The sequence below is a fragment of the Streptomyces sp. NPDC006309 genome (assembly GCF_040613095.1).
Taxonomy (GTDB): Bacteria; Actinomycetota; Actinomycetes; order Streptomycetales; family Streptomycetaceae; genus Streptomyces.
On the sequence record NZ_JBEXRO010000017.1, the window covers coordinates 63,374 to 83,579 of the forward strand.

The 20,206-nt window shown below is 72.8% G+C and carries 18 protein-coding genes and 3 pseudogenes; 8 read left to right on the plus strand and 13 right to left on the minus strand.

From position 1 onward, the window contains the following. Positions 1 to 10: 10 nt before the first annotated feature. Genes ABZ117_RS21920 through ABZ117_RS21930 form a run of 3 tightly spaced genes read right to left on the minus strand, consistent with a single transcriptional unit; the run spans position 11 to position 3,098 of the window. The gene (locus ABZ117_RS21920) at positions 11 to 1,402 is read right to left on the minus strand and encodes a class I adenylate-forming enzyme family protein (protein WP_356823167.1); all 1,392 of its coding nucleotides are present in this window, start codon (positions 1,400 to 1,402) and stop codon (positions 11 to 13) included. Then, positions 1,399 to 1,947 (minus strand): polyketide synthase, encoded by a 549-nt coding sequence (locus ABZ117_RS21925; RefSeq protein ID WP_356823169.1) that lies wholly within the window; start codon positions 1,945 to 1,947, stop codon positions 1,399 to 1,401. Before ABZ117_RS21925 ends, ABZ117_RS21920 begins: the two co-directional genes overlap by 4 nt. Next, positions 1,944 to 3,098 carry a beta-ketoacyl synthase N-terminal-like domain-containing protein gene (locus ABZ117_RS21930; protein ID WP_356823171.1) on the minus strand — a complete coding sequence of 385 codons (1,155 nt, stop codon included), beginning with the start codon at positions 3,096 to 3,098 and terminating at the stop codon, positions 1,944 to 1,946. The genes ABZ117_RS21925 and ABZ117_RS21930 overlap by 4 nt, the downstream gene beginning before the upstream one ends. Before the next feature lie 269 nt (positions 3,099 to 3,367). On the opposite strand from ABZ117_RS21930, the gene ABZ117_RS21935 reads away from it, so the two are divergent. Then, positions 3,368 to 4,165, plus strand: coding sequence for an HAD family acid phosphatase (locus ABZ117_RS21935; protein WP_356823172.1), 798 nt, complete (start codon positions 3,368 to 3,370; stop codon positions 4,163 to 4,165). A 34-nt stretch (positions 4,166 to 4,199) separates the two neighbouring features. Here ABZ117_RS21935 and ABZ117_RS21940 read toward each other — a convergent pair. From ABZ117_RS21940 to ABZ117_RS21965, 6 genes and pseudogenes are all read right to left on the minus strand, one after another. After that, positions 4,200 to 5,225, minus strand: a pseudogene (locus ABZ117_RS21940) (glycoside hydrolase family 43 protein); the annotation flags it as partial. A gap of 133 nt (positions 5,226 to 5,358) precedes the next feature. Further along, entirely contained in the window at positions 5,359 to 6,201 is an 843-nt protein-coding gene (locus ABZ117_RS21945; RefSeq protein ID WP_356823173.1) for a hypothetical protein, read from the minus strand. Beyond that, a complete protein-coding gene (locus ABZ117_RS21950; protein ID WP_356823175.1) occupies positions 6,198 to 6,767 on the minus strand; it encodes a SigE family RNA polymerase sigma factor in 570 nt (189 codons plus the stop codon). The genes ABZ117_RS21945 and ABZ117_RS21950 overlap by 4 nt, the downstream gene beginning before the upstream one ends. Before the next feature lie 206 nt (positions 6,768 to 6,973). After that, the gene (locus tag ABZ117_RS21955) at positions 6,974 to 8,428 is read right to left on the minus strand and encodes a penicillin-binding transpeptidase domain-containing protein (RefSeq protein WP_356823177.1); all 1,455 of its coding nucleotides are present in this window, start codon (positions 8,426 to 8,428) and stop codon (positions 6,974 to 6,976) included. A 119-nt stretch (positions 8,429 to 8,547) separates the two neighbouring features. Continuing rightward, the gene (locus ABZ117_RS21960; RefSeq protein WP_356823178.1) at positions 8,548 to 9,018 is read right to left on the minus strand and encodes a GNAT family N-acetyltransferase; all 471 of its coding nucleotides are present in this window, start codon (positions 9,016 to 9,018) and stop codon (positions 8,548 to 8,550) included. Positions 9,019 to 9,095: 77 nt separating this feature from the next. Then, positions 9,096 to 9,866, minus strand: a complete 771-nt coding sequence (locus tag ABZ117_RS21965; protein WP_356823180.1) for an IclR family transcriptional regulator — start codon at positions 9,864 to 9,866, stop codon at positions 9,096 to 9,098. Between the two features lie 131 nt (positions 9,867 to 9,997). Between ABZ117_RS21965 and ABZ117_RS21970 the strand changes: the two genes are divergently transcribed. Next, positions 9,998 to 11,527 (plus strand): aldehyde dehydrogenase (NADP(+)), encoded by a 1,530-nt coding sequence (locus ABZ117_RS21970; protein ID WP_356823181.1) that lies wholly within the window; start codon positions 9,998 to 10,000, stop codon positions 11,525 to 11,527. 42 nt (positions 11,528 to 11,569) lie between these two features. Here ABZ117_RS21970 and ABZ117_RS21975 read toward each other — a convergent pair. Next, positions 11,570 to 11,776: pseudogene (locus ABZ117_RS21975) on the minus strand (MFS transporter); the annotation flags it as partial. Here ABZ117_RS21975 and ABZ117_RS21980 point away from each other — a divergent pair. The 6 genes and pseudogenes from ABZ117_RS21980 to ABZ117_RS22005 all read left to right on the plus strand — a co-directional run. Next, positions 11,769 to 11,894: pseudogene (locus ABZ117_RS21980) on the plus strand (AraC family transcriptional regulator); the annotation flags it as partial. The pseudogenes ABZ117_RS21975 and ABZ117_RS21980 sit on opposite strands and share 8 nt — an antisense overlap. Continuing rightward, complete coding sequence (locus tag ABZ117_RS21985) at positions 11,891 to 12,397, plus strand: GNAT family N-acetyltransferase (protein ID WP_356823183.1); 507 nt, start codon at positions 11,891 to 11,893, stop codon at positions 12,395 to 12,397. The pseudogene ABZ117_RS21980 and the gene ABZ117_RS21985, both read left to right, overlap by 4 nt. Before the next feature lie 633 nt (positions 12,398 to 13,030). Then, positions 13,031 to 14,356, plus strand: a complete 1,326-nt coding sequence (locus ABZ117_RS21990) for a cytochrome ubiquinol oxidase subunit I (RefSeq protein WP_356823185.1) — start codon at positions 13,031 to 13,033, stop codon at positions 14,354 to 14,356. Between the two features lie 53 nt (positions 14,357 to 14,409). Continuing rightward, positions 14,410 to 15,429 (plus strand): cytochrome d ubiquinol oxidase subunit II, encoded by a 1,020-nt coding sequence (locus tag ABZ117_RS21995; protein WP_356823186.1) that lies wholly within the window; start codon positions 14,410 to 14,412, stop codon positions 15,427 to 15,429. A gap of 192 nt (positions 15,430 to 15,621) precedes the next feature. Next, the gene (locus ABZ117_RS22000; protein ID WP_356823188.1) at positions 15,622 to 16,341 is read left to right on the plus strand and encodes a DsbA family oxidoreductase; all 720 of its coding nucleotides are present in this window, start codon (positions 15,622 to 15,624) and stop codon (positions 16,339 to 16,341) included. A 97-nt stretch (positions 16,342 to 16,438) separates the two neighbouring features. Then, positions 16,439 to 17,500, plus strand: a complete 1,062-nt coding sequence (locus tag ABZ117_RS22005; protein WP_356823189.1) for an aminotransferase class V-fold PLP-dependent enzyme — start codon at positions 16,439 to 16,441, stop codon at positions 17,498 to 17,500. Between the two features lie 63 nt (positions 17,501 to 17,563). Here ABZ117_RS22005 and thpD read toward each other — a convergent pair whose 3' ends face one another. The 3 genes from thpD to ectB are packed head-to-tail and all read right to left on the minus strand — an operon-like array spanning position 17,564 to position 20,193. Next, positions 17,564 to 18,457 carry an ectoine hydroxylase gene (thpD, locus tag ABZ117_RS22010; RefSeq protein ID WP_356823191.1) on the minus strand — a complete coding sequence of 298 codons (894 nt, stop codon included), beginning with the start codon at positions 18,455 to 18,457 and terminating at the stop codon, positions 17,564 to 17,566. 6 nt (positions 18,458 to 18,463) lie between these two features. Next, entirely contained in the window at positions 18,464 to 18,898 is a 435-nt protein-coding gene (locus ABZ117_RS22015) for an ectoine synthase (RefSeq protein WP_356823193.1), read from the minus strand. 23 nt (positions 18,899 to 18,921) lie between these two features. Continuing rightward, a complete protein-coding gene (gene ectB, locus ABZ117_RS22020) occupies positions 18,922 to 20,193 on the minus strand; it encodes a diaminobutyrate--2-oxoglutarate transaminase (protein WP_356823195.1) in 1,272 nt (423 codons plus the stop codon). Between the last annotated feature and the right edge of the window lie 13 nt (positions 20,194 to 20,206).

A 20,206-nucleotide genomic window follows, 5' to 3' on the forward strand; every position in this document is an offset into this window, starting at 1 on the left:
CGTGGCGCCGTCACTTGTGGTGCTCGCCGGCGCGCAGGTGCCGGACGCGGACCGTCAGCGGCAGTTCGCCGCGGGTCAGCAGGGACCGCAGGTGCCGCCGCAGTTCCGCCTCCGTGGGGGGTACGGCGGCGTCCACGTAGACGTCGAGTTCCACCGCCGCGGCGTCGTCGTCGCCCGCGATCCTGGTCGCCGCGCGGACCACGCCGGGCAGCGACTCGGCGGCCCGGCGCACGGTCGCGGTGGACACCTTCTCGCCGCGCACCACCGCGAAGTCCGACGAGCGGCCGTGGACGTACACGTACCCGTCGTCGTCCACGTGCCCCATGTCGCCGGTGGCCAGCAGGTGCGGCTCGATCAGGTCACCGCGCTTGGACGGCGCCGGTTCGCCGACCCGGCGCCGGTAGACGGTGTCGGAGCGCACCAGCAGCTCTTGCTCCCCGGTGCCGGAGGGGCGGGTGAGGACCTCGACGCCGGCCAGGGGCAGCCCGACCGAGCCGTGCCGGTGCGGTGGTTCGCGGTGCGCGGCGAGCGTGGACACGCGAGGTCCGGCCTCGGTGAGCCCGTAGGTCACGTACAGGCCCAGCTCCGGGTTTTGCTTGAGCAGCCGGGAGACGTACGACGGGTCGAGGGCCTGGCCGCCGACGGTGAGCGTGCGCAGCGGCGGGGGCAGTTCACCGCCCGCGGCGACGACGGACTTCACCAGGCTCGGGGTGAGGGAGGACAGGGTGACGCCCCGGGCGGTGACCGTCTCCAGGTGGTCGGCCACCGAGAACGGCGGTCCCGCCATGACCAGGCGGGAGCCGCTGACCAGCCCGCCGAGGACCTGGGCCACCAGCGCGAAGGAGTAGTAGACGGGCAGGCTGACCAGCGCGGTGTCGGCCGGCCGCTGGCCGATGGAACGGCTGTGGCGGCGGGCGTTGCGCAGCAGGGCGTCCATCCGGTGCAGACAGCCGGTGGCCATGCCGGAGGTGCCGGAACTCATCAGGACGACATGGCCCGGCCCGTGGTGCCGGTACGTCCAGTCGGTGAAGACGCCGATGTCGGCGCCGCCGGCGCGGGTGACGCCCGTGACGCCCTCGGTCCTGACCGCCGCCCGCACCAGCGCGCAGGCGCCCAGCTCGCGGGCCACCTCACGGACCCGGGTGGCCGGGGTCGAGGGGGACAGCAGTACGGGGGTGTGCCCGGCGAGGGAGACGGCGAAGAAGAACCGCAGGGCGCGCAGGCCGTTGGGCAGGGCGATGACGACGACCGCGCCGGGCGGGGCGGGCAGGGCGGCGAACCGGTCCACCAGCGCGGACAGTTCCGGCGGGTCCTGGGTCGGCGTCACCTCTTCGGTACGGGTGAGGAAGTCGGCGACCACGGTGGGGTCGAGGTGCTGTTCCGTCAGGTTCTGGGCGGTCATGTTCTCCGGGGCCTCCGCGTGGGCGCCGGCCCACTGACGACCAGGCAGTGCGCCCGGTGCTTGCCTTCGTCGGTCGTGGTGTGGGTGACGACCAGGACGTGTGCCGCGCCGGGCGGGTCGCCGAACAGCCAGTCGCCGCACAGGGCCCGGGCCGGCGCCACGGCCGCCGCGAGCGGCATGGGCAGCATCGACACCGGGCCGTGGAAGCCGAACGCCGAACAGACCGTGCCGGCCAGGGAGCCCGGCCCGGCGCCGGCGAACCGCATGGGGGAGAGCCGGCCGCGCGGGACGGCGTCGGCGAGCGCGCGCAGGGTGTGCCGCGTGGCGTACTCGCTCACCGCGATCAGGCCCACCTCGGCGGGCCGGTCCGGCGCGGCGTCCCCGCACTCCGCCAGGGCGGCCGCCACCGCCTCGGCCAGCAGCCAGGCCACGGGGTCGGCGTAGACCCCGGCGATCCGGCGCCGGACCGTACCCGGGTCGTCGGCCTCGACGCCGGCCGCGCCGGTGACCACGGCGCCCTCGGGGCACCACTGGGTGTGTTTCACGCGGTGCTCCCTTCCGGGGCCGACAGGACGAGGCAGGTGTTGAAACCGCCGAAGCCCAGGGTGAGGCTGATGCCCAGGGAGCCGGTGACCTCGCGGCCGGCACCGGCCGCCAGCGGCACGGTCAGCTCCGGCATGACGGCCCGGGTGTTCAGGACCGGGGGCACGCTGCCGTGGCGCAGCGCGAGGAGCAGGGCGATGGCCTCCAGGGCGCCGGTGGCGCCGAGGGTGTGGCCGAGGGCGGGCTTGGTGGCGAAGACGACCGGGTGCGGGGCGGTGCCGAAGACGGTGCGGTAACAGGCCGCCTCCGCCGTGTCGTTGGCGCGGGTCCCGGTGCCGTGGGCGTTGATCACGGCGATGTCGCCGGGGCGGGCCCCGGCCCGGGCCAGTGCGTGCCGGACGGCGAGGACCGCTCCGGCTCCGGTCTCGTCGGGTGCGGTCGGCCCGGTGCCGTCGTTGGAGGCGCCCCAGCCGGCCAGTTCGCCCAGGACGCGGGCGCCGCGGGCCGCGGCGGCGGCCGGGGTCTCCAGCAGCAGGAAGCCGGCGCCCTCGCCGAAGAGCGTGCCGTCGCGGCCGGTGTCGAAGGGGCGGACGGTGCCGGAGGCGGAGAGGGTGCCGAGCGCCCGGTGGCCGAGGAGCTTGCCCGCGGTCAGCAGGTCGATGCCGCCGCACAGGCAGCGTTCGGCCTCGCCGCGGGTGAGCAGGGCGGCCCCGGTCAGCACCGCGTCGGCGCCGGAGGAGCAGGCGGTGCTCACCGACACGGACCGGGCCACGCCGAGCTGCCGGGCGACGGCGGCGGTCAGGGCGTGCGGCGGGGTCTCGGCGGCGTCGTCCAGGTGGGGGCCGAGGCTGCTGCCGAGGACGAGGGTGTCGACGTCCCCGGCCGGGCACCCGGCGTCGCGCAGGGCGGCGGACGCGGTGGTCACGGCGAGCCGGACCTGACGCCGGGACGGGGCGCCGTCCTCAGCGCCGTCCGTCAGCAGGGCGGCGGCGGGCGCGGGCAGCGGGCCGTCGCCCGGGAGGGGCCGTATCCCGGCGCGGCCGTCCCTCAGACGCTGCCAGACCTCGTCGAGGCCGTCACCGAGCGCCGTCGTCCAGCCCATTCCGGTGATGCGTACGGCCCGGTCGTGGTCGGTGACGCGGAAACCCCCCAATTAATCCCCCAAGTGCAGTGAGAAAAGCGCCGGTCCGAGCACGGTATGACCACGATCTGCCGATCGGGATTTTATTTGCAATACGAAATCATATGTTAAACGACGGGGTTATGGGGTGGCAAGGGAGGAGAGCTGCGAGAGCTTGACGGCCCGTCAGGCGGCCGTGCTGCGCGTATCGATCGGGTAAAAATGCTCGCCGTCCGCGTGTGATGCGCGTAGACAGTGCGTGACCTGGTACATCACTCTTATCCACCGGATCCGGAGAATTCATGAGGAAGTCCCTCAAGGCGGCTGCCGCCGGCGCCGCCTGTGTCGTCGCCGGCGCGGCCCTCTACGGCGCGGGCGCGGCCACCGCCGGCCAGTCGACGGCGAACTCCACCCACGAGCCCTACAACATAGGCCTCTTGGTGAAGGACATCGACACGTACTACGGCACCACCGCGGACAGTCACGGCGTCTACCAGGCGTCCCCCGACAGCCCGTACGCCAAGGACCTGGCGCGCATCGACGCCGACGCCAGGACCGCCATCGACAAGGCCGCCCGCAAGGCGCACCACCGGGGCGAGAAGCCGGCCGTCGTCTTCGACATCGACGACACGCTGCTGCTCAGCCTCGACTACGAGAAGCGCTACAACTACACGTACAACGGCACCACCTGGGCCGACTACGTGAACCGCGCCGACCGCCCGGCCGTCTTCGGCAGCCCTGAGCTGGTGCGCTACGCCGCGTCCCGGGGCGTCGAGGTGTTCTACAACTCCGGTCTCAGCGAGGCCCAGCGCACCGCGGCCGTGGCGAACCTGAGGAAGGTCGGCGCCGATGTGAACCTCGACGCCGACCACATGTTCCTCAAGGACAAGGCCGCTCCGCCGGCCTATCTGAAGGACTGCGCCACCCCGGGCACCTGGACCTGCACGACCGTCCAGTACAAGGCGGGCACCCGCAGGCACATCGAGAAGGACCTCGGGTACGACATCATCGCCGACTTCGGCGACCAGTACTCGGACCTGGACGGCGGTTACACGGACCGCACGTACAAGCTGCCGAACCCGACGTACTTCGTCTCCTGAGGGTCCGTCCCCCGTCCGCTCAGCCGTACGTCCTGAGCAGGCGCTCGTACTCGGCTCCCGTCACCGGCAGCACCGTGCCGTGGCGGGGGCTGGCGGGCAGCTCGTACCCGGTGGACGGGGTCCACTTCCCCGAGGCCAGGTCGGTGGTCTCGAAGGGCACATAGCCGCGCAGGCCGTACTCGTCGACGAACAGGTACCACTTCTTCCCCGTGTTGGACCGGAACACGGTCGGTCCCTCGCCGCGCTCCACCGACCCGCTGCCGATGCAGTCGGCGACGAGGCGGTACGACGTGCTGGTCAGGTCGCGCGACTTCTCGCCGGTGATGAACTTCGAGCAGGGCGAGCCGGAGGACGGGTCGCGCTCGTCCTTGGTGAAGCGGTAGTACGTGCCCCGGTCCTTGATGACGGTCGAGTCGATCACCGAGTAGCCGGGGTCGTCCCAGATCCGGGGCGCGCTGAAGGCGCGGAAGTCCCGGGTGGTCGCGTACAGCATGCGGTTGTACGTCGACCCGGTGTGGCCGGGGTCGTCGTCCGCGTACAGCTTCGACGCCCAGAAGACGACGTACTCGTGCAGCCGGTCGTCCCAGTAGGCCTCCGGCGCCCAGGTGTTGCCCGCGTTCTCGGGCGCGACCCTCGCGAGCCGGCCGTCCGTCCAGTGCACCAGGTCGGTGGACTCCCAGATCATGACGGACCTGCTGCCGTGCCGCTGCACCTCGTCCCAGCTGCCGCTGCTGTTCTGATACATCCGCAGGTCGGTGGCGATGAGATAGAACCGGTCGCCCTCGGGGGAGCGGATGACGAACGGGTCGCGCAGGCCCTTCTCGCCGACGGCCGACGTCAGCACCGGCTTCCCGCCGTTCAGCTCCCGCCAGTGCAGCGGGTCGTCGCCCCGGCTGAGGGCGTAGCGGATCTGTTCGCCGTCGGCCGTGCCCTCGCCGGTGAAGTAGACGAAGAGATAGCCGGAGTACCGGGCGTGCGCGGTGTGCGCCACGCCGGGCGGGGCTGCCGCCAGGGTGAGCAGGAGGGCGAGCAGCGGGACCAGCAGTGTTCTGAGACGCATGACAGTCCTGTGGGAGCGTGGGGGATTCTGTTCGGTGCTGTGCGCTCCCGGAGTGTCGTCGGCGGGGAAACGCGGCGTCAACCGGTGTGCGGCCCCCCAGGGTGGCCGAAAGTTTCGATTCCGGCCGCCCGGCTCAGGAGCCGCCGCCCCCGGCGCCGTGCGGGGCGAAGTCGCCGGCCACGGACCGGTCGTGGCCGTCCGCCGTGCCCGTCATGGTGTACGAGTCGTCCTTCGCGTCCCGGCCGCCGCGCGCGTGGTCGTACTGCCCCGCGAACACCCACCGGCCCGCCGGCACCGTACGGCCCTCCTTCAGGGTCCAGGTGTAGACGAGGAAGCCGTTCCGTTCCTCGACGCTCTGGCTGAAGTCCGCCTCGGGGAGGGAGCGCCAGGCACCCGCCGAGGCCACCCCGCCGGTCTGGGCGATCCTCAGCCGGACGGTGAGCGCGGTGAGCGGCTCCGTCGTCTTCAGGGTCACATTGCTCTGGGCCCAGAAGTCGTTGCTGTGCGGGTCCACGGAACCGTCCGACCACAGCGGGCCGTCCTGCTCGGCGCGCGCCGCCGGCGGCCGGGCCGGCGCGGTGGCACCCGGAGTGCGGGAAGCGGACGGTGCCGGCGTGCGGGACGGCCCGGTGCCGTGCCCGCCGGGCGTCGGCCGCGCCGGGGCGGCCGGGGACCGTGCGGGCGCCGGCGTCGAGGACGGTGACGCGGCCGCGGTCCGCCGCGCCGGCGGTTCGTCCTTCACCGCGGACGCCACCGCGTACCCGCCGACCGCGAGCGCCCCGGCCACCGCCGCGGTGGCGGTGGCCACCCGGAACCAGCCGGACACCGGGGGCCGTCCGGCCCGGTGGCCGGACCGGGACGGCGCGGCCATGCCCCGCTCCACGCGCGCCAGGATGCGCGCGCGGTCGGGTTCGTGGGCGCCGGCCGCCGCGTGCAGCCGGGCGCGCAGCTCGTCGTGCACGTCCTGCTGCCTCATCGGTCCCTTCCTCCGCTCTCGCCGCCCCGGGCCGCCATCGCCGCCTGCACCCGCCGCGGATCGTGCCGCGGGCCGAGCAGCCGCTGGAGTTCGGCCATGCCCTTGGACGTCTGGCTCTTCACCGTACCCACCGAGACCCCGAGCGCCAGCGCGGTGTCCTTCTCCGACAGGTCGAAGGCGTGCCGCAGCACCACGCACGCCCGCTTCCGGAACGGCAGCCTGCGCAGCGCCTCCTGCACGTCCACCACACCGGCGACGTCCGGGCCGTCGGTCCGCTCCTCGCCCCGCGACCAGAAGAGCGCGATCCGCCGCCGTTCACGCACCGCGCTGCGGATCCGGCTGCGGGCCAGGTTGGCGACCACACCCCGGGCGTACGCGGCCGGATGGTCGGCCGCGCGCACCCGGTCCCAGCGGTGCCACAGCGCCAGCAGCGCGTCCGCCGCGAGGTCGTCGGCCGCGTCCGCCTCACCGGTCAACAGGTGGGCGAGCCGGGCGAGTTCGGCGTAGTGCCGTTCGAAGAAGGCATGGAACTCCACGGAGGCGGCGTCGTCCACGACTGTGCCCACGGGTGACCTCTTCTCGGTGCGGCGTCGTGAGTGTCATGTGAATGACATGCGAGGGTCCGGAGGAGCCCCCGGACGGAGATCCGGAAGCGTAGCAGTGATCGTTTCGTGTCTTTGTGCGGGGGGCCGGACACCGTGTGGCAGGCCGAACCCGACTGTGGCACACCACGGCCCCCCGCACGAGAGGGCGAACGCACCGGGCGGACCGCCTACTTCAGCGCCGCCCGCATCATCGCCCTGGCGACCGGCGCCGCCAGGCCGTTGCCGCTGACCTCCGAGCGCGCCGCGTCCGACTGCTCGACCATCACCGCGACCGCGACCTGCTTGCCGCCGCTGTCGGACCTGCCGTACGAGGTGAACCAGGCGTACGGCGTCTTGCTGTTGTGCTCGCCGTGCTGGGCGGTACCGGTCTTGCCGCCGACGGTCACCCCGTCGATCAGCGCGTTCGTGCCGGTGCCGTCCTTCACCACCGTCTCCATCGCCGACCGGAGCTGCTCGGCGGTGGCGGAGCTGAGGACCTGCTCGGTGCCGGCGGCGTCGTCGTAGTTCTTCACCACATCACCGCCGCTGTCGGTGGTCCGCGACACCATGTGCGGCGAGACCAGCTTGCCGCCGTTGGCGATGGTCGCGGACACCATGGCCATCTGGAGAGGGGTGGCCGTGACGTCGAACTGGCCGATGCCGGACAGCGCCGTCTGCGCCTTGTCCATGCCGGCGGGGTAGACGCTGGCGTAGGCCCGCACCGGCACGTCCTGCTGGTCGTCGTCGAAGCCGAACCTCTCGGCCATGGCCCGCACCTTGTCCTGCCCGAGCTGGACGGCCATGTGACCGAAGACGTTGTTGCAGGAGTACTGGAGGGCGACCCGGATCGAGGCGTTCCGGCAGGGAGCCGACCTGTTCTCGTTCGCCAGCACCTGCACCGTGCCCGGCAGCGTGTAGGGGTCGGGGCTGTCGGTGTGCTCGTCCACGTTCCGGTACAGCCCGTCCTCCAGCGCGGCGGCCGCCACGACCAGCTTGAACGTCGAGCCCGGCGGCAGCGGCTGGCGCAGCGCGCGGTTGGTGAGCGGCTTCTCCTTGTCCGCCGTGAGCCGCTTCCAGGCGGCGCCGGCGGTGTTGGCGTCGGTGAGGGCGGAGGGGTCGTACGACGGCGTCGAGACCACGGCGAGGATCCTGCCGGTCCGCGGGTCGAGCGCGACGGCCGCGCCCTTGTTGTCGCCGAGCGCGCGGTAGGCGGCCTTCTGCACGGCCGGGTCGATCGTCGTGATGACGTCGCCCGGCTCGGCGCGCTCCCCGGTGACCGTGTCCAGCACGGTCTTCAGCCGGGTGTCCGTGCCGTTGAGCAGGTCGTGGTAGATGCCCTCCAGCTGGGTGGGGGCGTAGGCCTGCGAGGCGTAGCCCGTCACCGCCGCGTAGAGCCTGCCGTCCGTGTACGTCCGTTTGTACGCGAGGTCGCTCCCCTTCGTCCGGGCCGAACCGGTGATCGCGTTCCCGGCCACGATGATGTTCCCCAGGGGCCGCGAGTACGTCTCGATCGCGTTCCGCCGGTTGTCGTTGTCGTCCGCGAGGGCCTTGCCGTCGTAGAACTGCACCCAGGTCGCCCTGACCAGCAGAGCGAGCACGAGCAGCAGCGCGAAGACGGACGCCCGCCTGATCGTCTTGTTCATCCCGCCCGGAAGACGAGCGGGGCGGGGCAGTCGTTCCCGTACGCCCCCTTTTCTCATGCCCCGTTCATCCCCGCGCGTCCTCGCGCGGCCCTCCGCCGGAGCCCTCGCCCAGCTCTCGCTCAGCTCTCCAGAATGAGGACGATCTCCTCGATCTCCCGGCCCCGCGCGTTCGCGAACCCCCGGGCCCGGGCCGTCTCCCGGAAGCCGCACTTCGCCAGCACCCGCAGCGAGCCGGCGTTGTCGGCCGCGGCCCGCGCGTACAACGGCCGTTCGGGAACCTCGGCGAGCAGCGCCCGCAGGGCCGCCGTCGCCAGGCCCCGGCCCCAGTCGGCGCGGTCGATCCAGTACGTCACCTCGCGCGCGCCCGGCTCGCCGTAGACGACCGCGCTGCCGGCCACCCGCCCGTCGGTGAGCACCGTGCGGGACACGGCGTCGGACGCCCGGAGCCGCTGCCACCAGGCGTCGAAGGCGGCCCGGTCGCCCCGGTTCTCGAGGCCGAAGGCGGCCATCCTGAGGGACTCGGGGTCGGTCATCTGCCGGAAGAACACCGGCAGGTCGTCGTCCTCGACAGCGCGCAGCACGATCTTCATGGGGCCCGAGCCTACGGCCCCGCGGGCGGGCGGGGCCGGCGGACGCGGCGCGGGCCCGCGGTTCCCGGCGCCGGGGCTCAGAGCCTGCGGGTCGCCAGCGTCAGCCGGTCCCGCGCGTCGAACAGCGCGTCCTTGATCAGCTGTTCGTGGGCGGGCGTCAGCCGGGCCACCGGCACCGAGCAGCTGATGGCGTCCCGCGCCGGGGTGCGGTACGGGACCGCCACGCCGAAGCAGCGCAGGCCCAGCGTGTTCTCCTCGCGGTCGACCGCGAAGCCCTGCTCCCGGACCTGGTGCAGTTCCTCGATGAGCTGCTCCCGGTCGGTGATGGTGTGTTCGGTGAGCGCGGGCAGCGTTTGCGGCAGCAGCGCGCGGACCTGCTCGTCGGTGCAGGTGGCGAGGATGGCCTTGCCCAGGGAGGTGGAGTGGGCGGGCAGCCGGCGGCCGACGCGGGTGAAGGGGCGCAGGTAGTGCTGGGACTGGCGGGTGGCGAGGTAGACGACGTTGGTGCCGTCGAGCCGGGCCAGGTGGATGGTCTCCGTGGTGTCGTCGGAGAGCCGGTCCAGCGTGGGGCGGGCGGCGGCCACCACCTCGTCGCCGTCGATGTACGACGTGCCGACCAGCAGCGCGCGCACCCCGATGCCGTACCGCGTGCCCGTCGCGTCGGTCTCCACCCAGCCCAGCTCCACGAGCGTGCGCAGCAGCATGTACAGGCTGGACTTGGGGTACCCCACCGCCTCCTGGACGGCCGCGAGGGAGTGCATGCCGGGCTTGCCGGCGAAGTACTGCAGCAGTTCGACCGTCCGTACCGCGGACTTGACCTGCGCCCCGCCTGTCTCGCCAGCCGACATCGCGCTTGACCCCTTCAATCGCCGGGAAATAGTCTCCGAGCAGCGTATTCATCATCAGAGACAGCGTTCAGTATATCGAACGCGGCTGATGGTTGACCCCCGTAATGCGGCCATAACTGGAGGGACCCGCGGTGGCAGCAGCACCAGTCTGGAGTGTCGACCCGCGCACCGGGAAGCAGCGTGAACAGGTCGCGGTGGAGGCGACGGCCCAGGAGGTGGACGCGGCGGTCCGGGCGGCAGGCGCCGCGCGCGGCGCCCTCGCCGACCGCGTCGTCCGCGCCGCCTTCCTGCGCTCGGCCGCCGAGGGCCTGGAGGCGGCCCGGGACGCCCTGGTGGAGACCGCCGACGCCGAGACCGCGCTCGGTCCGGCCCGGCTCACCGGCGAACTCGCCCGCACCGCCTACCAGCTGCGGGCCTTCGCCGACATCGTCGACGAGGGCGCCTTCCTCGACGTCATCATCAACCACCCCGACGACACCGCGACCCCGCCCGTCCCGGACCTGCGGCGCTACAAGGTCCCGCTCGGCGTCGTCGCCGTCTACTCCGCGTCCAACTTCCCCTTCGCCTTCTCCGTCGCCGGCGGGGACACCGCGAGCGCGCTGGCCGCGGGCTGCCCGGTCGTCGTCAAGGCGCACCCCGACCACCCGGCCCTGTCCGAACTGGTCGCCGGGGTGCTGCGCCGGGCCGCCGCCGGGCACGGCATCCCCGAGGGCGTCGTCGGCCTCGTGCACGGCTTCGAGGCGGGCATCGAGCTGATCCGGCACCCGCTGGTCGCCGCGGCCGGCTTCACCGGTTCGGTACGGGGCGGCCGGGCCCTCTTCGACGCCGCCGCCGCGCGTCCCGTGCCCATCCCCTTCCACGGCGAACTCGGCTCGCTCAACCCGGTCCTGGTCACCGAGGCCGCCGCGGCCGAGCGGGCCGAGGAGATCGGCGGCGGGCTCGCCGGGTCGATGACCCTCGGCACCGGCCAGTTCTGCGTCAAGCCCGGCCTGGTGCTGGTGCCGTCCGGCACGGGCGGTGACCGGCTGGTGAAGTCCCTGGCCGACGCCGTCGGCGACAGCGAGCCCGGGGTGCTGCTCGACCACCGCATGCGGGACAACTTCGTCGCCGGGGTGCGCGAACGGGCCGGCCTGGAGGGCGTGGAGTCCCCGGTGACGCCGGGCCCGGGCGGCGAGCACACGGTCAGTCCCGGGTTCCTCACCGTGCCGGCGAGCCGGCTCACCGAGGAGGGGGCGTACGACCTGCTGCTGGAGGAGTGCTTCGGTCCGGTCACCGTGGTGGTCCGGTACGAGGACGACGGCGAGGCGACGGCGGTGCTGTCGCGGCTGCCGGGCAACCTGACGGCGACCGTACAGGTGTCCTCCGAGGAGGCCGCCGGCCACGGCCGGGGGCCGGAACTGCTCGCCGAACTGACCCCGCTGGCCGGGCGGGTGCTGGTCAACGGGTGGCCGACGGGCGTGGCCGTGGCACCGGCCCAGCACCATGGCGGCCCCTACCCGGCGACCACCTCCACCTCCACCTCGGTGGGGGGCACGGCCGTCGAACGCTGGCTGCGTCCGGTCGCCTACCAGAACGCGCCGGAGGCGCTGCTGCCCCCGGAACTCCGGGACGACAACCCCCTGGGACTTCCCCGGCGGTTCAACGGGGTCCTGGAGCGTTAGCAGCGCGGGCCGCGGGACCCCGCCGGCGGGGTCCCGCGCCCCTCAGGAACCGGCCGGGCCGCGCCCCAGGCGGCAGCTGAGGACGAAGGTGAGGGCGAACAGGGCCGCGGAACCGGCCAGGCTCGCCCGCATCCCCGCCACGAAACCCCCCGACACCAGCGCCCCGAAGACCGCGATCCCCGGACCGCCGCCGACCTGCCGGGCCGCGTTGAGCACCCCGGCCCCCAGCCCGGCCGCGAACGGCACCGCCGACTCGCTCCGCGCCCACCTGGTCCGCCGCACCGGCCTCACCCCGAGCGCCTACCGGGCCCGGTTCGGCCGGCCCGGCGGAACCGGGCCCAGGCCGGCCGCGTCCTCCGTTGCATGATCAGTGACCGTGTGACAGGCGGCCGGGTGATCCGCACCGCCCTGACCGCCGAGGCCGGGACGATCGCCGCGCTGCACCACCGGGCCCGCTCGACGTACTACCCCGACGGCCTCCCGGACGACGGCACCGACTGGACCGCCGCCTGGCGCGGTGCCGTCGAGCGTCCCGACGGCCAGGTGCTGTGTGTCGTGGACCGGGGCGCGATCACCGCCGTCGCCTCCTTCCGGCCCCCGCAGGACGGCCCGGCGGACACGGTGAGGCTGTTCCAGTTCCACGTCGACCCCGGCCACTGGCGCACCGGCATCGGTACGGCGCTGCACGCGGCCTGCGTCGAGCAGTGGCGCGCCGACGGCCGGCGCCGGGCCGTCCTCGACGTCCACGTGGACAACCACCGCGCCCAGGCCTTCTACGCCCGCCACGGCTGGGCCCCGGACCCCGCCGCTCCGCCCGCCCCCGGTGACCACCACCTCTCCCTGCACCTGTCCGTTCCGGCCCGGGGATGAGACCGGCTCGGGGCAGGGTTACGGCTCGGTGGCGCGTGCGATGGGGGTTCCGATGTGGCCGGGGGTGGGAGCAGCGAGGATCCGCACGTCAGGTTCCGTGAATCCGGCTCCGGACAGCAGGCCGGTCCACCTGCGAGGCGTATGGCCGCCGGCAGGCGAAGCTCCGGCGCGACCCCGGAGGACTGCTCGGGACCATCTGCCCCACGCCCAGCGAGAGGAGTGGCGCGCCTGCCGGCGCCGCGAGGCCCGGGCAGACTTGGACTAGGCCGTCAGGCGGCCGCCGGGCCGCTGCCGAGCCGGGAAGCCCACGGACGGTGACAGCGCGGGGGACCGTGGCGCGCAGCGCAACGCCGCCTTCGGGCCCGGCCGGCGCGAAGATCCGGGCAGCGGCCCGCTGACCGTTCTCGCCGATCAGGAACCGGACCGGATACGCGCGATCTGCTCCTGGTGGTTTGCCGGTGCCGCCCGGGGGTTACCTCGGCAGGGATCGCGCGCCACCTTCACGCGGCGTAGGTGTGGTTCGTCAGATGCGGGAGCGTGCTTGTGCCTGGGTTCAGCGCAGTCCTCGGTTCCTTCGCCCTGGTCACCGCGGGGGCTGCCAGCCAGGGGGATCTGTCCGCCGCCCGCGCTCAGATGGGCTTTTCTCTGGCGTGGCACATCATCGTCGCCTGCCTGGGTGTGGGTCTGCCGGCCCTCACTCTTCTCGCGGAGTGGCTGGGCATCCGTCGTAACGACCCGGCGCTGAAGTTGCTGGCGCGGCGCTGGGCGCGGGCCATGGGTGTGCTGTTCGCCGTGGGTGCGGTGTCCGGCACCATTCTCAGCTTCGAGATGGGCTTGCTGTGGCCCGGTCTGATGGGGCGGTTCGGGCAGGTCATCGGGCTGCCCTTCGCACTGGAGGGCATCGCGTTCTTCATCGAGGCGATCTTCCTCGGCATCTACCTCTACGCCTGGGATCGGCTCCCGCCGCGCCGGCACCTGCTCACCGGCATCCCGATCGTGGTCGCCGGCACCGCGTCCGCGTTCTTCGTCGTCTGCGCGAACGCCTGGATGAACCAACCGCGGGGTTTCACCCTGCGTGACGGGAAGGTCGTACGCGTCGACCCCTGGGCGGCGATGCTCAACCCGGCGAGCCCGCCGCAGACCGTGCACATGATCCTGGCTGCCTTCATGGTGACGTCGTTCCTCACCGCCTCCGTCTACGCGGTCGCCCTGCTGCGGGGACGCCGGGACGCCTATCACCGAGCCGGATTCGTCATCCCCTTCGTTCTGGGCGCGGTGGCGGCCCCCTTCCAGATCGTGGTGGGCGACTGGGCGGCCCGCTTTCTGTCCGACTACCAGCCCGTCAAGCTCGCCGCCATCGAGGGCGTGTACCGCACCGGCTCGCACATTCCCCTGACCATCGGCGGCGTCGCGGGCGACAACGGCCTGGAGTACGGGCTACGGGTGCCCGACGGGCTCTCTCTGCTGGTCGGCTATCGGACGGACACGGTGGTCGAGGGACTCGACCAGGTGCCCCGCAGTCAGTGGCCCGCCGTCACCGGGGTGCACTGGGCGTTCGACCTCATGGTCGGCATCGGCTTCTTCCTGCTCGCACTCGGCGTCTGGCTGTTCCTCGCCTGGTGGCGGACCCGGCGCAGCGGCGGTGGCCTGCTCGACCGGCGCGGCACCCGGCTGCTGCTCGCCCTGGTCGCGCTTGCCGGTCCGGCGTCCGTGGTGGCACTGGAGAGCGGGTGGAGCGTGACCGAGCTGGGCCGGCAGCCGTGGATCGTGTACGGGGTGATGAGTGTGCGGGACGCGGTGAACCCGGCCCCCGGACTGATGACCGGCCTGTGGCTGGTCCTCGTGGTGTATGCGGCGATGACCGTGGCGACCGTGTACGTCCTGCGCCGCCTCGCCCGCGGCACGGCCGTCCCGGTCGCGCCCCAGGAGGCGGATGTACGGGACTATCCCGTGGTCTGACCCGGCCCGCTCCTGATCTGCTCCGACCCTCCCCGACGCACTCTGGAGGTCCTGTGCTCACCGACACCGCCTTGGCCGTCATGTGGCTCGGGCTGACCTGTTACGCCCTGTTCGCGGGCGCCGACTTCGGCGCCGGGGTGTGGGACCTGCTCGCCGGGAGTGCCGGCCGGGGCGCGCGGCAGCGGCAGGTCATCGAGCACACGATCGGGCCGGTCTGGGAGGCGAACCACGTCTGGCTCATCTTCGTGATCGTGATGCTGTGGGCCTGTTTCTCACCGGTCTTCGCAGCCGTGATGTCCACCCTCTACCTGCCGCTGACCCTCGCCGCGCTGGGCATCATCGCCCGCGGTGCCGCCTTCGCCTTCCGCAAGGTCAGCACCGAGCTGTGGCAGCAGCGGCTGTTCGGCGCGTTCTTCGCCACCTCCTCACTGGTCACACCGTTCTTCCTGGGAGCCGTCGCCGGCGGGGTGGCGTCGGGACGGGTACCGGCCGGTCTCGCCGAGGGCGACCTGATCACCAGCTGGGTCAACCCGACCTCCGCGCTCGGTGGCGTCCTCGCCGTGCTCACCTGTTCGCATCTCGCCGCCGTCTACCTGTGCGCGGACGTGGCCCGCGAGGACGACACGGAGTTGGCCCGGACCTTCGCCCGGCGCGCCGTCGTCACCGGTCTCGCGAGCGGCGCCGTGGCGCTGGCCGGAACAGCCGTGCTGCACGCGGACGCCCCGGAGCTGTTCCACGGCCTCACGCACCGGGCGCTTCCGCTGGTGGTGCTCAGCGCGATCAGCGGTGTGGCGGGCCTGGGGCTGCTGGCGACCCGGCACTATCTCGCGGCACGCGCGGCAGCCGGGCTGGCGGTAGCCGCGATCCTGTGGTCGTGGGGCGCCGCACAGTACCCGGCCATGCTCGTCGGCAGCCTCACGGTCACCCGATCCGCCTCCCAGCCGGCCGTGCTCTCCGCCTGTCTGATCGCCCTGGCCTGCGGCGCCCTACTGCTGATCCCTGCTCTGTGGCTGCTCTACGGAACCTTTCAGCGCGCACAGGCTCCGCAGCCCGGCCACCGGCGGCCGCGCTGAGCGGCGCGACCCGGCGCCGGTTCCCACCCGCGTGGCACCGGTGCCCGAGCCGTCTGCCCCGAGACACGACTCGATCACCGCTTCTTCCTGCGGCTGCGTGTACCGGCCCGGGAATGGAACCACCTGCTTGAACGTTCACGTACCGACCGGGGAGCGCCCCCGCGTCCGTACGAACCGGAGAGAGCGGAACACATGCGCGTCGAGATCTGGAGCGACATCGCCTGCCCGTGGTGCTACGTGGGCAAGGCCCGCTTCGAGAAGGCGCTGGCCGCCTTCCCGCACCGCGACCAGGTCGAGGTGGTGCACCGCTCCTTCGAGCTGGACCCGGACCGGGCCAAGGGCGATGCGCAGCCCGTGATCACGATGCTCACCCGGAAGTACGGCATGAGCGAGGCACAGGCCGAGGCGGGGGAGGACAACCTGGGCGCCCAGGCCGCCGCCGAGGGCCTGCCCTACCGCACCCGGGGCCGTGACCACGGCAACACCTTCGACCTGCACCGCCTGCTGCACCTCGCCAGGGAGCAGGGCCGGCACGACGAACTCCTCGCGATCCTCTACCGGGCCAACTTCGCCGAGGAGCGGTCCGTCTTCACCGAGGGCGACGAACGCCTGGTGGAGCTGGCCGCCGAGGCCGGGCTGGACGCCGGGCGGGTCCGCGCGGTGCTCGCCGACCCGGACGCGTACGCCGACGACGTCCGCGCGGACGAGCGCGAGGCCGCCCGGCTCGGCGCGACCGGCGTCCCCTTCTTCGTCCTCGACCGCACCTACGGCCTCTCCGGTGCCCAGAGCCCCGAGGTGTTCACCCGGGCCCTGACCCAGGCCTGGGGCGAGCGCGCCCCGCTGGAGCCGGCCGGCGGGAAGGACGCGGGGGCCTGCGGCCCGGACGGGTGCGCGCTGCCGCCGCACAGCTGAGAAGCCGCAGGTCGGGGCGCAGGTATAAGGACAGCTAGGCGGATCCACGCGGAAAATCGCCATGGACGGGCACCCCGGACGGCCGCACAGTGGAGCCATGGAGACCACGGAGACGTTCGAGCGCCTCGTCCGCGCCGAGTTCAGCCCGAAGAGCATCTACCTCAACACCGCGAGCAGCGGCCTGCTGCCCGCCCGCACCGTCGCCGCCCTCCGGGACGCGGCGCTGCTGCGTGCCGAGGGCCGGCCCCTGCTCTCGCTGTACGACGACGTGGAGGGTGCCCGGGCCGCCTACGCCCGGCTCGTCGGCGTCCCGGAGAGCCGGGTCGCCGCCGGTGCCACCGTCGCCGCGCACACCGGCGTGATCGCCGCCTCGCTGCCCGCCGGCGCCGAGGTCCTCACCGCCGAGAGCGACTTCACGTCCGTGCTGAACCCCTTCCACGTCCGCGGCGACCTCAAGGTCCGTACCGTCCCGCTGGAGCGGATCGCCGAATCCGTGCGGCCGGGCACCGCGCTCGTCGCGGTCAGCGCCGTCCAGTCCACCGACGGCCGGTTCGCCGACCTGCCCGCCCTGCGCGAGGCCGCCCGCGCGCACGGCGCCCGCACCTACGTCGACTTCTCCCAGGCCGCCGGCTGGCTGCCGGTGGACGCCGGCGCCCACGACTTCACCGCCTCCGTCGCCTACAAGTGGCTCCTCGGCCCGCACGGCGCGGCCTTCCTCACGGTCCCCGAGGACTTCGGGGGACTCGTCCCCGTCCTCGCCGGCTGGGCCGCGGCCGAGGAGCCGTGGGAGAGCTGCTACGGCCCGGTGGGTGAACTCGCCCGCTCCGCGCGCCGGTTCGACCTGAGCCACGCCCTGTTCAGCTACGCCGGGCTGCGCCCCTCCCTCGAACTGATCGAGGAACTGGGGCTGTCCGCCGTCCACGCGCACGCGGTGCGGCTCGCCGACCGGTTCCGGGCCGGACTCGCGGAACTGGGCCACGAGCCCCTGCCGGCGCCCGGTTCGGCGGTCGTCTCCGTCCCCGGACTGGGCCCCCGGCAGCAGGGGCTGAGCGAGGAGGGCATCGAGGTCTCCGACCGCGCCGGCAACCTGCGCGCGTCCTTCCACCTCTACAACACCGCCGAGGACGTGGACCGCCTGCTTCAGGCACTGGCCGGCTGACACGGCCGGGCCGGGGCCTCCCCGTCCCACCGGGAGGAGACCCCGGCCCGGTGGGACGGGACGTCACCGCACGGGGGTGAAGTCCCGCGCTCCGATGAACTCCGGCCTGCGCACCGGCGCCGCGAACGGCTCCACCGCCGTGTTCTCCACGCTGTTGAACACGATGAAGACGTTGCTGCGCGGGAACGGCGTGATGTTGTCGCCGGAGCCGTGCATGCAGTTGCAGTCGAACCAGGTCGCCGACCCGGCCGCGCCGGTGAACAGCCGGATGCCGTGCTCGCCCGCCAGCGCGGTCAGCGCCTCGTCCGACGGGGTGCCCGCGTCCTGCATCTGCAACGACTGCTTGTAGTTGTCCTCGGGCGTGGCGCCGGCACAGCCCAGGAAGGTCCGGTGCGAACCGGGCATGATCATCAGGCCGCCGTTGGTGTCGTGGTTCTCGGTCAGCGCGATCGAGACGGACACCGTGCGCATGTTCGGCAGCCCGTCCTCGGCGTGCCAGGTCTCGAAGTCGGAGTGCCAGTAGAAACCGCTCGCGCCGAAGCCCGGCTTGACGTTGATCCGGGACTGGTGGACGTACACGTCCGAGCCGAGGATCTGCCGGGCCCGGCCGACCACCCGCGGATCGCGCACCAGGTCCGCGAACACCTCGCTGATCCGGTGCACCTCGAAGACGGAGCGGATCTCCTTGGTCCCCGGCTCCACGACGGAGCGCTCGTCGGCGCGGACCGCCGGGTCGGCGACCAGCCGGTCCAGCTCACGTCGGTAGAGGCCGACCTCGTCCGGGGTGATCAGCCGGTCGACGGTGAGGAAGCCGTCCCGTTCGTACGCCTGGAGGTCGGCCTGCGGGATCGGCCCCGGGGTGTCCGGGGAGCCCCACAGGACGGGGTCCTGGCGGGGAACCGTGACCTCGCCGGTGCCACGGGTGGGGTACAGGTCGGTGACGGTCGCGGTGGTCATCGGGTGTCACACCTCCTCGGGCTCGGTGTGCCGGGGGTCCCCCCAGGCATTCGGCTCCGGGGGAGGGTAGACGCCGTTCTCGTCGTGGTCCTCCCGCCCGGTCACCGGCGGGTTGAACACGCAGATGCAGTGGAAGTCCTCCTTGACGCGCAGCGTGTGCCGCTCGTGCCCGTCGAGGAGGTACATGGTGCCGGGGGTGATCGTGTACGTCTTCCCGGTCTCCCGGTCGGTCAGTTCGGCCTCGCCCCGGGTGCAGACGACGGCCTCGACGTGGTTGGCGTACCACATCGACGTCTCGGTCCCGGCGTACAGGATCGTCTGGTGCAGGGAGAAGCCGACCCGCTCCTTGGCGAGGACGATCCGCTTGCTCTCCCAGGTGCCGGACTCCGCCCTGACGTGCCGGTCGGTGCCCTCGATGTCCTCGAACGATCGGACGATCACGGTGAAAGTCTCCTCCTCGCGGGTCAGGCGGTTTCGCGGACGGCGCGGGCGAGGACGCTCAGGCCCTCGTCCAGCTCCTCCGGGGTGACGGTCAGCGCGGGCAGCAGCTTGACGACCTCACTCTCGGGCCCGGACGTCTCGATGAGCAGGCCGAGTTCGAAGGCGCGCCGGGCCACCCGGCCGGCCCGCTCCTTGTCGCGGAACTCCAGGCCCCACACCAGACCGCGCCCGCGGTACTCGCGCACATCGGCGAGGTTCTCCTCGGTGATGGCGATCAGTGCCTGCTCGACCTGTTCGCCACGGGTCCGCGTCTGCTTCTCCATGGCCGCGCCGTCGGCCCAGTACGCCTCCAGCGCGGCGGTGGCGGTGACGAAGGCGGGGTTGTTGCCGCGGAAGGTGCCGTTGTGCTCGCCGGGCTCCCAGACGTCCAGCTCGGGCCGGAACAGGCACAGCGACATCGGCAGCCCGTACCCGCTGATCGACTTGGAGACGGTGACGATGTCCGGCGTGATACCGGCCTCCTCGAAGGAGAAGAAGGCGCCGGTACGGCCGCAGCCCATCTGGATGTCGTCCACGATCAGCAGCATGTCCTGGCGCTCGCACAACTCCTTGAGCGCGCGCAGCCATTCGGGCCGGGCGACGTTGATGCCGCCCTCGCCCTGGACGGTCTCCACGATCACCGCGGCAGGCTTGTCGAGGCCGGAGCCCTGGTCCTCCAGCAGCCGCTCGAACCACAGGAAGTCCGGGACCGTGCCGTCGAAGTAGTTGTCGAACGGCATCGGGGTGCCGTGCACCAGGGGGACACCGGCGCCGGCCCGCTTGAAGGCGTTGCCGGTGACGGCGAGGGAGCCCAGCGACATGCCGTGGAAGGCGTTGGTGAACGACACGATCGCCTCGCGCCCCTTCACCTTGCGGGCCAGCTTCAGCGCGGACTCCACTGCGTTGGTGCCCGTCGGGCCCGGGAACATCACCTTGTACGGCAGGTCGCGCGGGCGCAGCACCAGATCCTGGAAGGTCTGGAGGAACGACCGCTTGGCCGTGGTCGACATGTCCAGGCCGTGGGTGACACCGTCCCGCGCCAGGTAGTCGATCAGCGCCCGTTTCAGCACCGGGTTGTTGTGCCCGTAGTTGAGCGAACCGGCACCGGCGAAGAAGTCGAGGTACGCATGACCGTCCTCGTCGTACATCCGGCTGCCCTGCGCGCGGTCGAAGACGGTGGGCCAGCCGCGGCAGTAGCTGCGCACCTCGGACTCGAGGGTCTCGAAGACGCTGAGGTCGGGCTGGGTGATGGTCACGGTGAATCGCTCC

Bases quoted from the DNA above. Each gene is read 5' to 3' on its own strand.
- ABZ117_RS21990 (WP_356823185.1), top strand. From the start codon at position 13,031: ATGGGCTTTTCTCTGGCGTGGCACATCATCGTCGCCTGCCTGGGTGTG.
- ABZ117_RS21985 (WP_356823183.1), top strand. From the start codon at position 11,891: ATGATCAGTGACCGTGTGACAGGCGGCCGGGTGATCCGCACCGCCCTG.
- ABZ117_RS21945 (WP_356823173.1), bottom strand. From the start codon at position 6,201: ATGAGGCAGCAGGACGTGCACGACGAGCTGCGCGCCCGGCTGCACGCG.
- ABZ117_RS21955 (WP_356823177.1), bottom strand. From the start codon at position 8,428: ATGAACAAGACGATCAGGCGGGCGTCCGTCTTCGCGCTGCTGCTCGTG.
- ABZ117_RS21920 (WP_356823167.1), bottom strand. From the start codon at position 1,402: ATGACCGCCCAGAACCTGACGGAACAGCACCTCGACCCCACCGTGGTC.
- ABZ117_RS21935 (WP_356823172.1), top strand. From the start codon at position 3,368: ATGAGGAAGTCCCTCAAGGCGGCTGCCGCCGGCGCCGCCTGTGTCGTC.
- ABZ117_RS22005 (WP_356823189.1), top strand. From the start codon at position 16,439: ATGGAGACCACGGAGACGTTCGAGCGCCTCGTCCGCGCCGAGTTCAGC.
- ABZ117_RS21965 (WP_356823180.1), bottom strand. From the start codon at position 9,866: ATGTCGGCTGGCGAGACAGGCGGGGCGCAGGTCAAGTCCGCGGTACGG.
- ABZ117_RS21960 (WP_356823178.1), bottom strand. From the start codon at position 9,018: ATGAAGATCGTGCTGCGCGCTGTCGAGGACGACGACCTGCCGGTGTTC.
- ABZ117_RS22000 (WP_356823188.1), top strand. From the start codon at position 15,622: ATGCGCGTCGAGATCTGGAGCGACATCGCCTGCCCGTGGTGCTACGTG.
- thpD (WP_356823191.1), bottom strand. From the start codon at position 18,457: ATGACCACCGCGACCGTCACCGACCTGTACCCCACCCGTGGCACCGGC.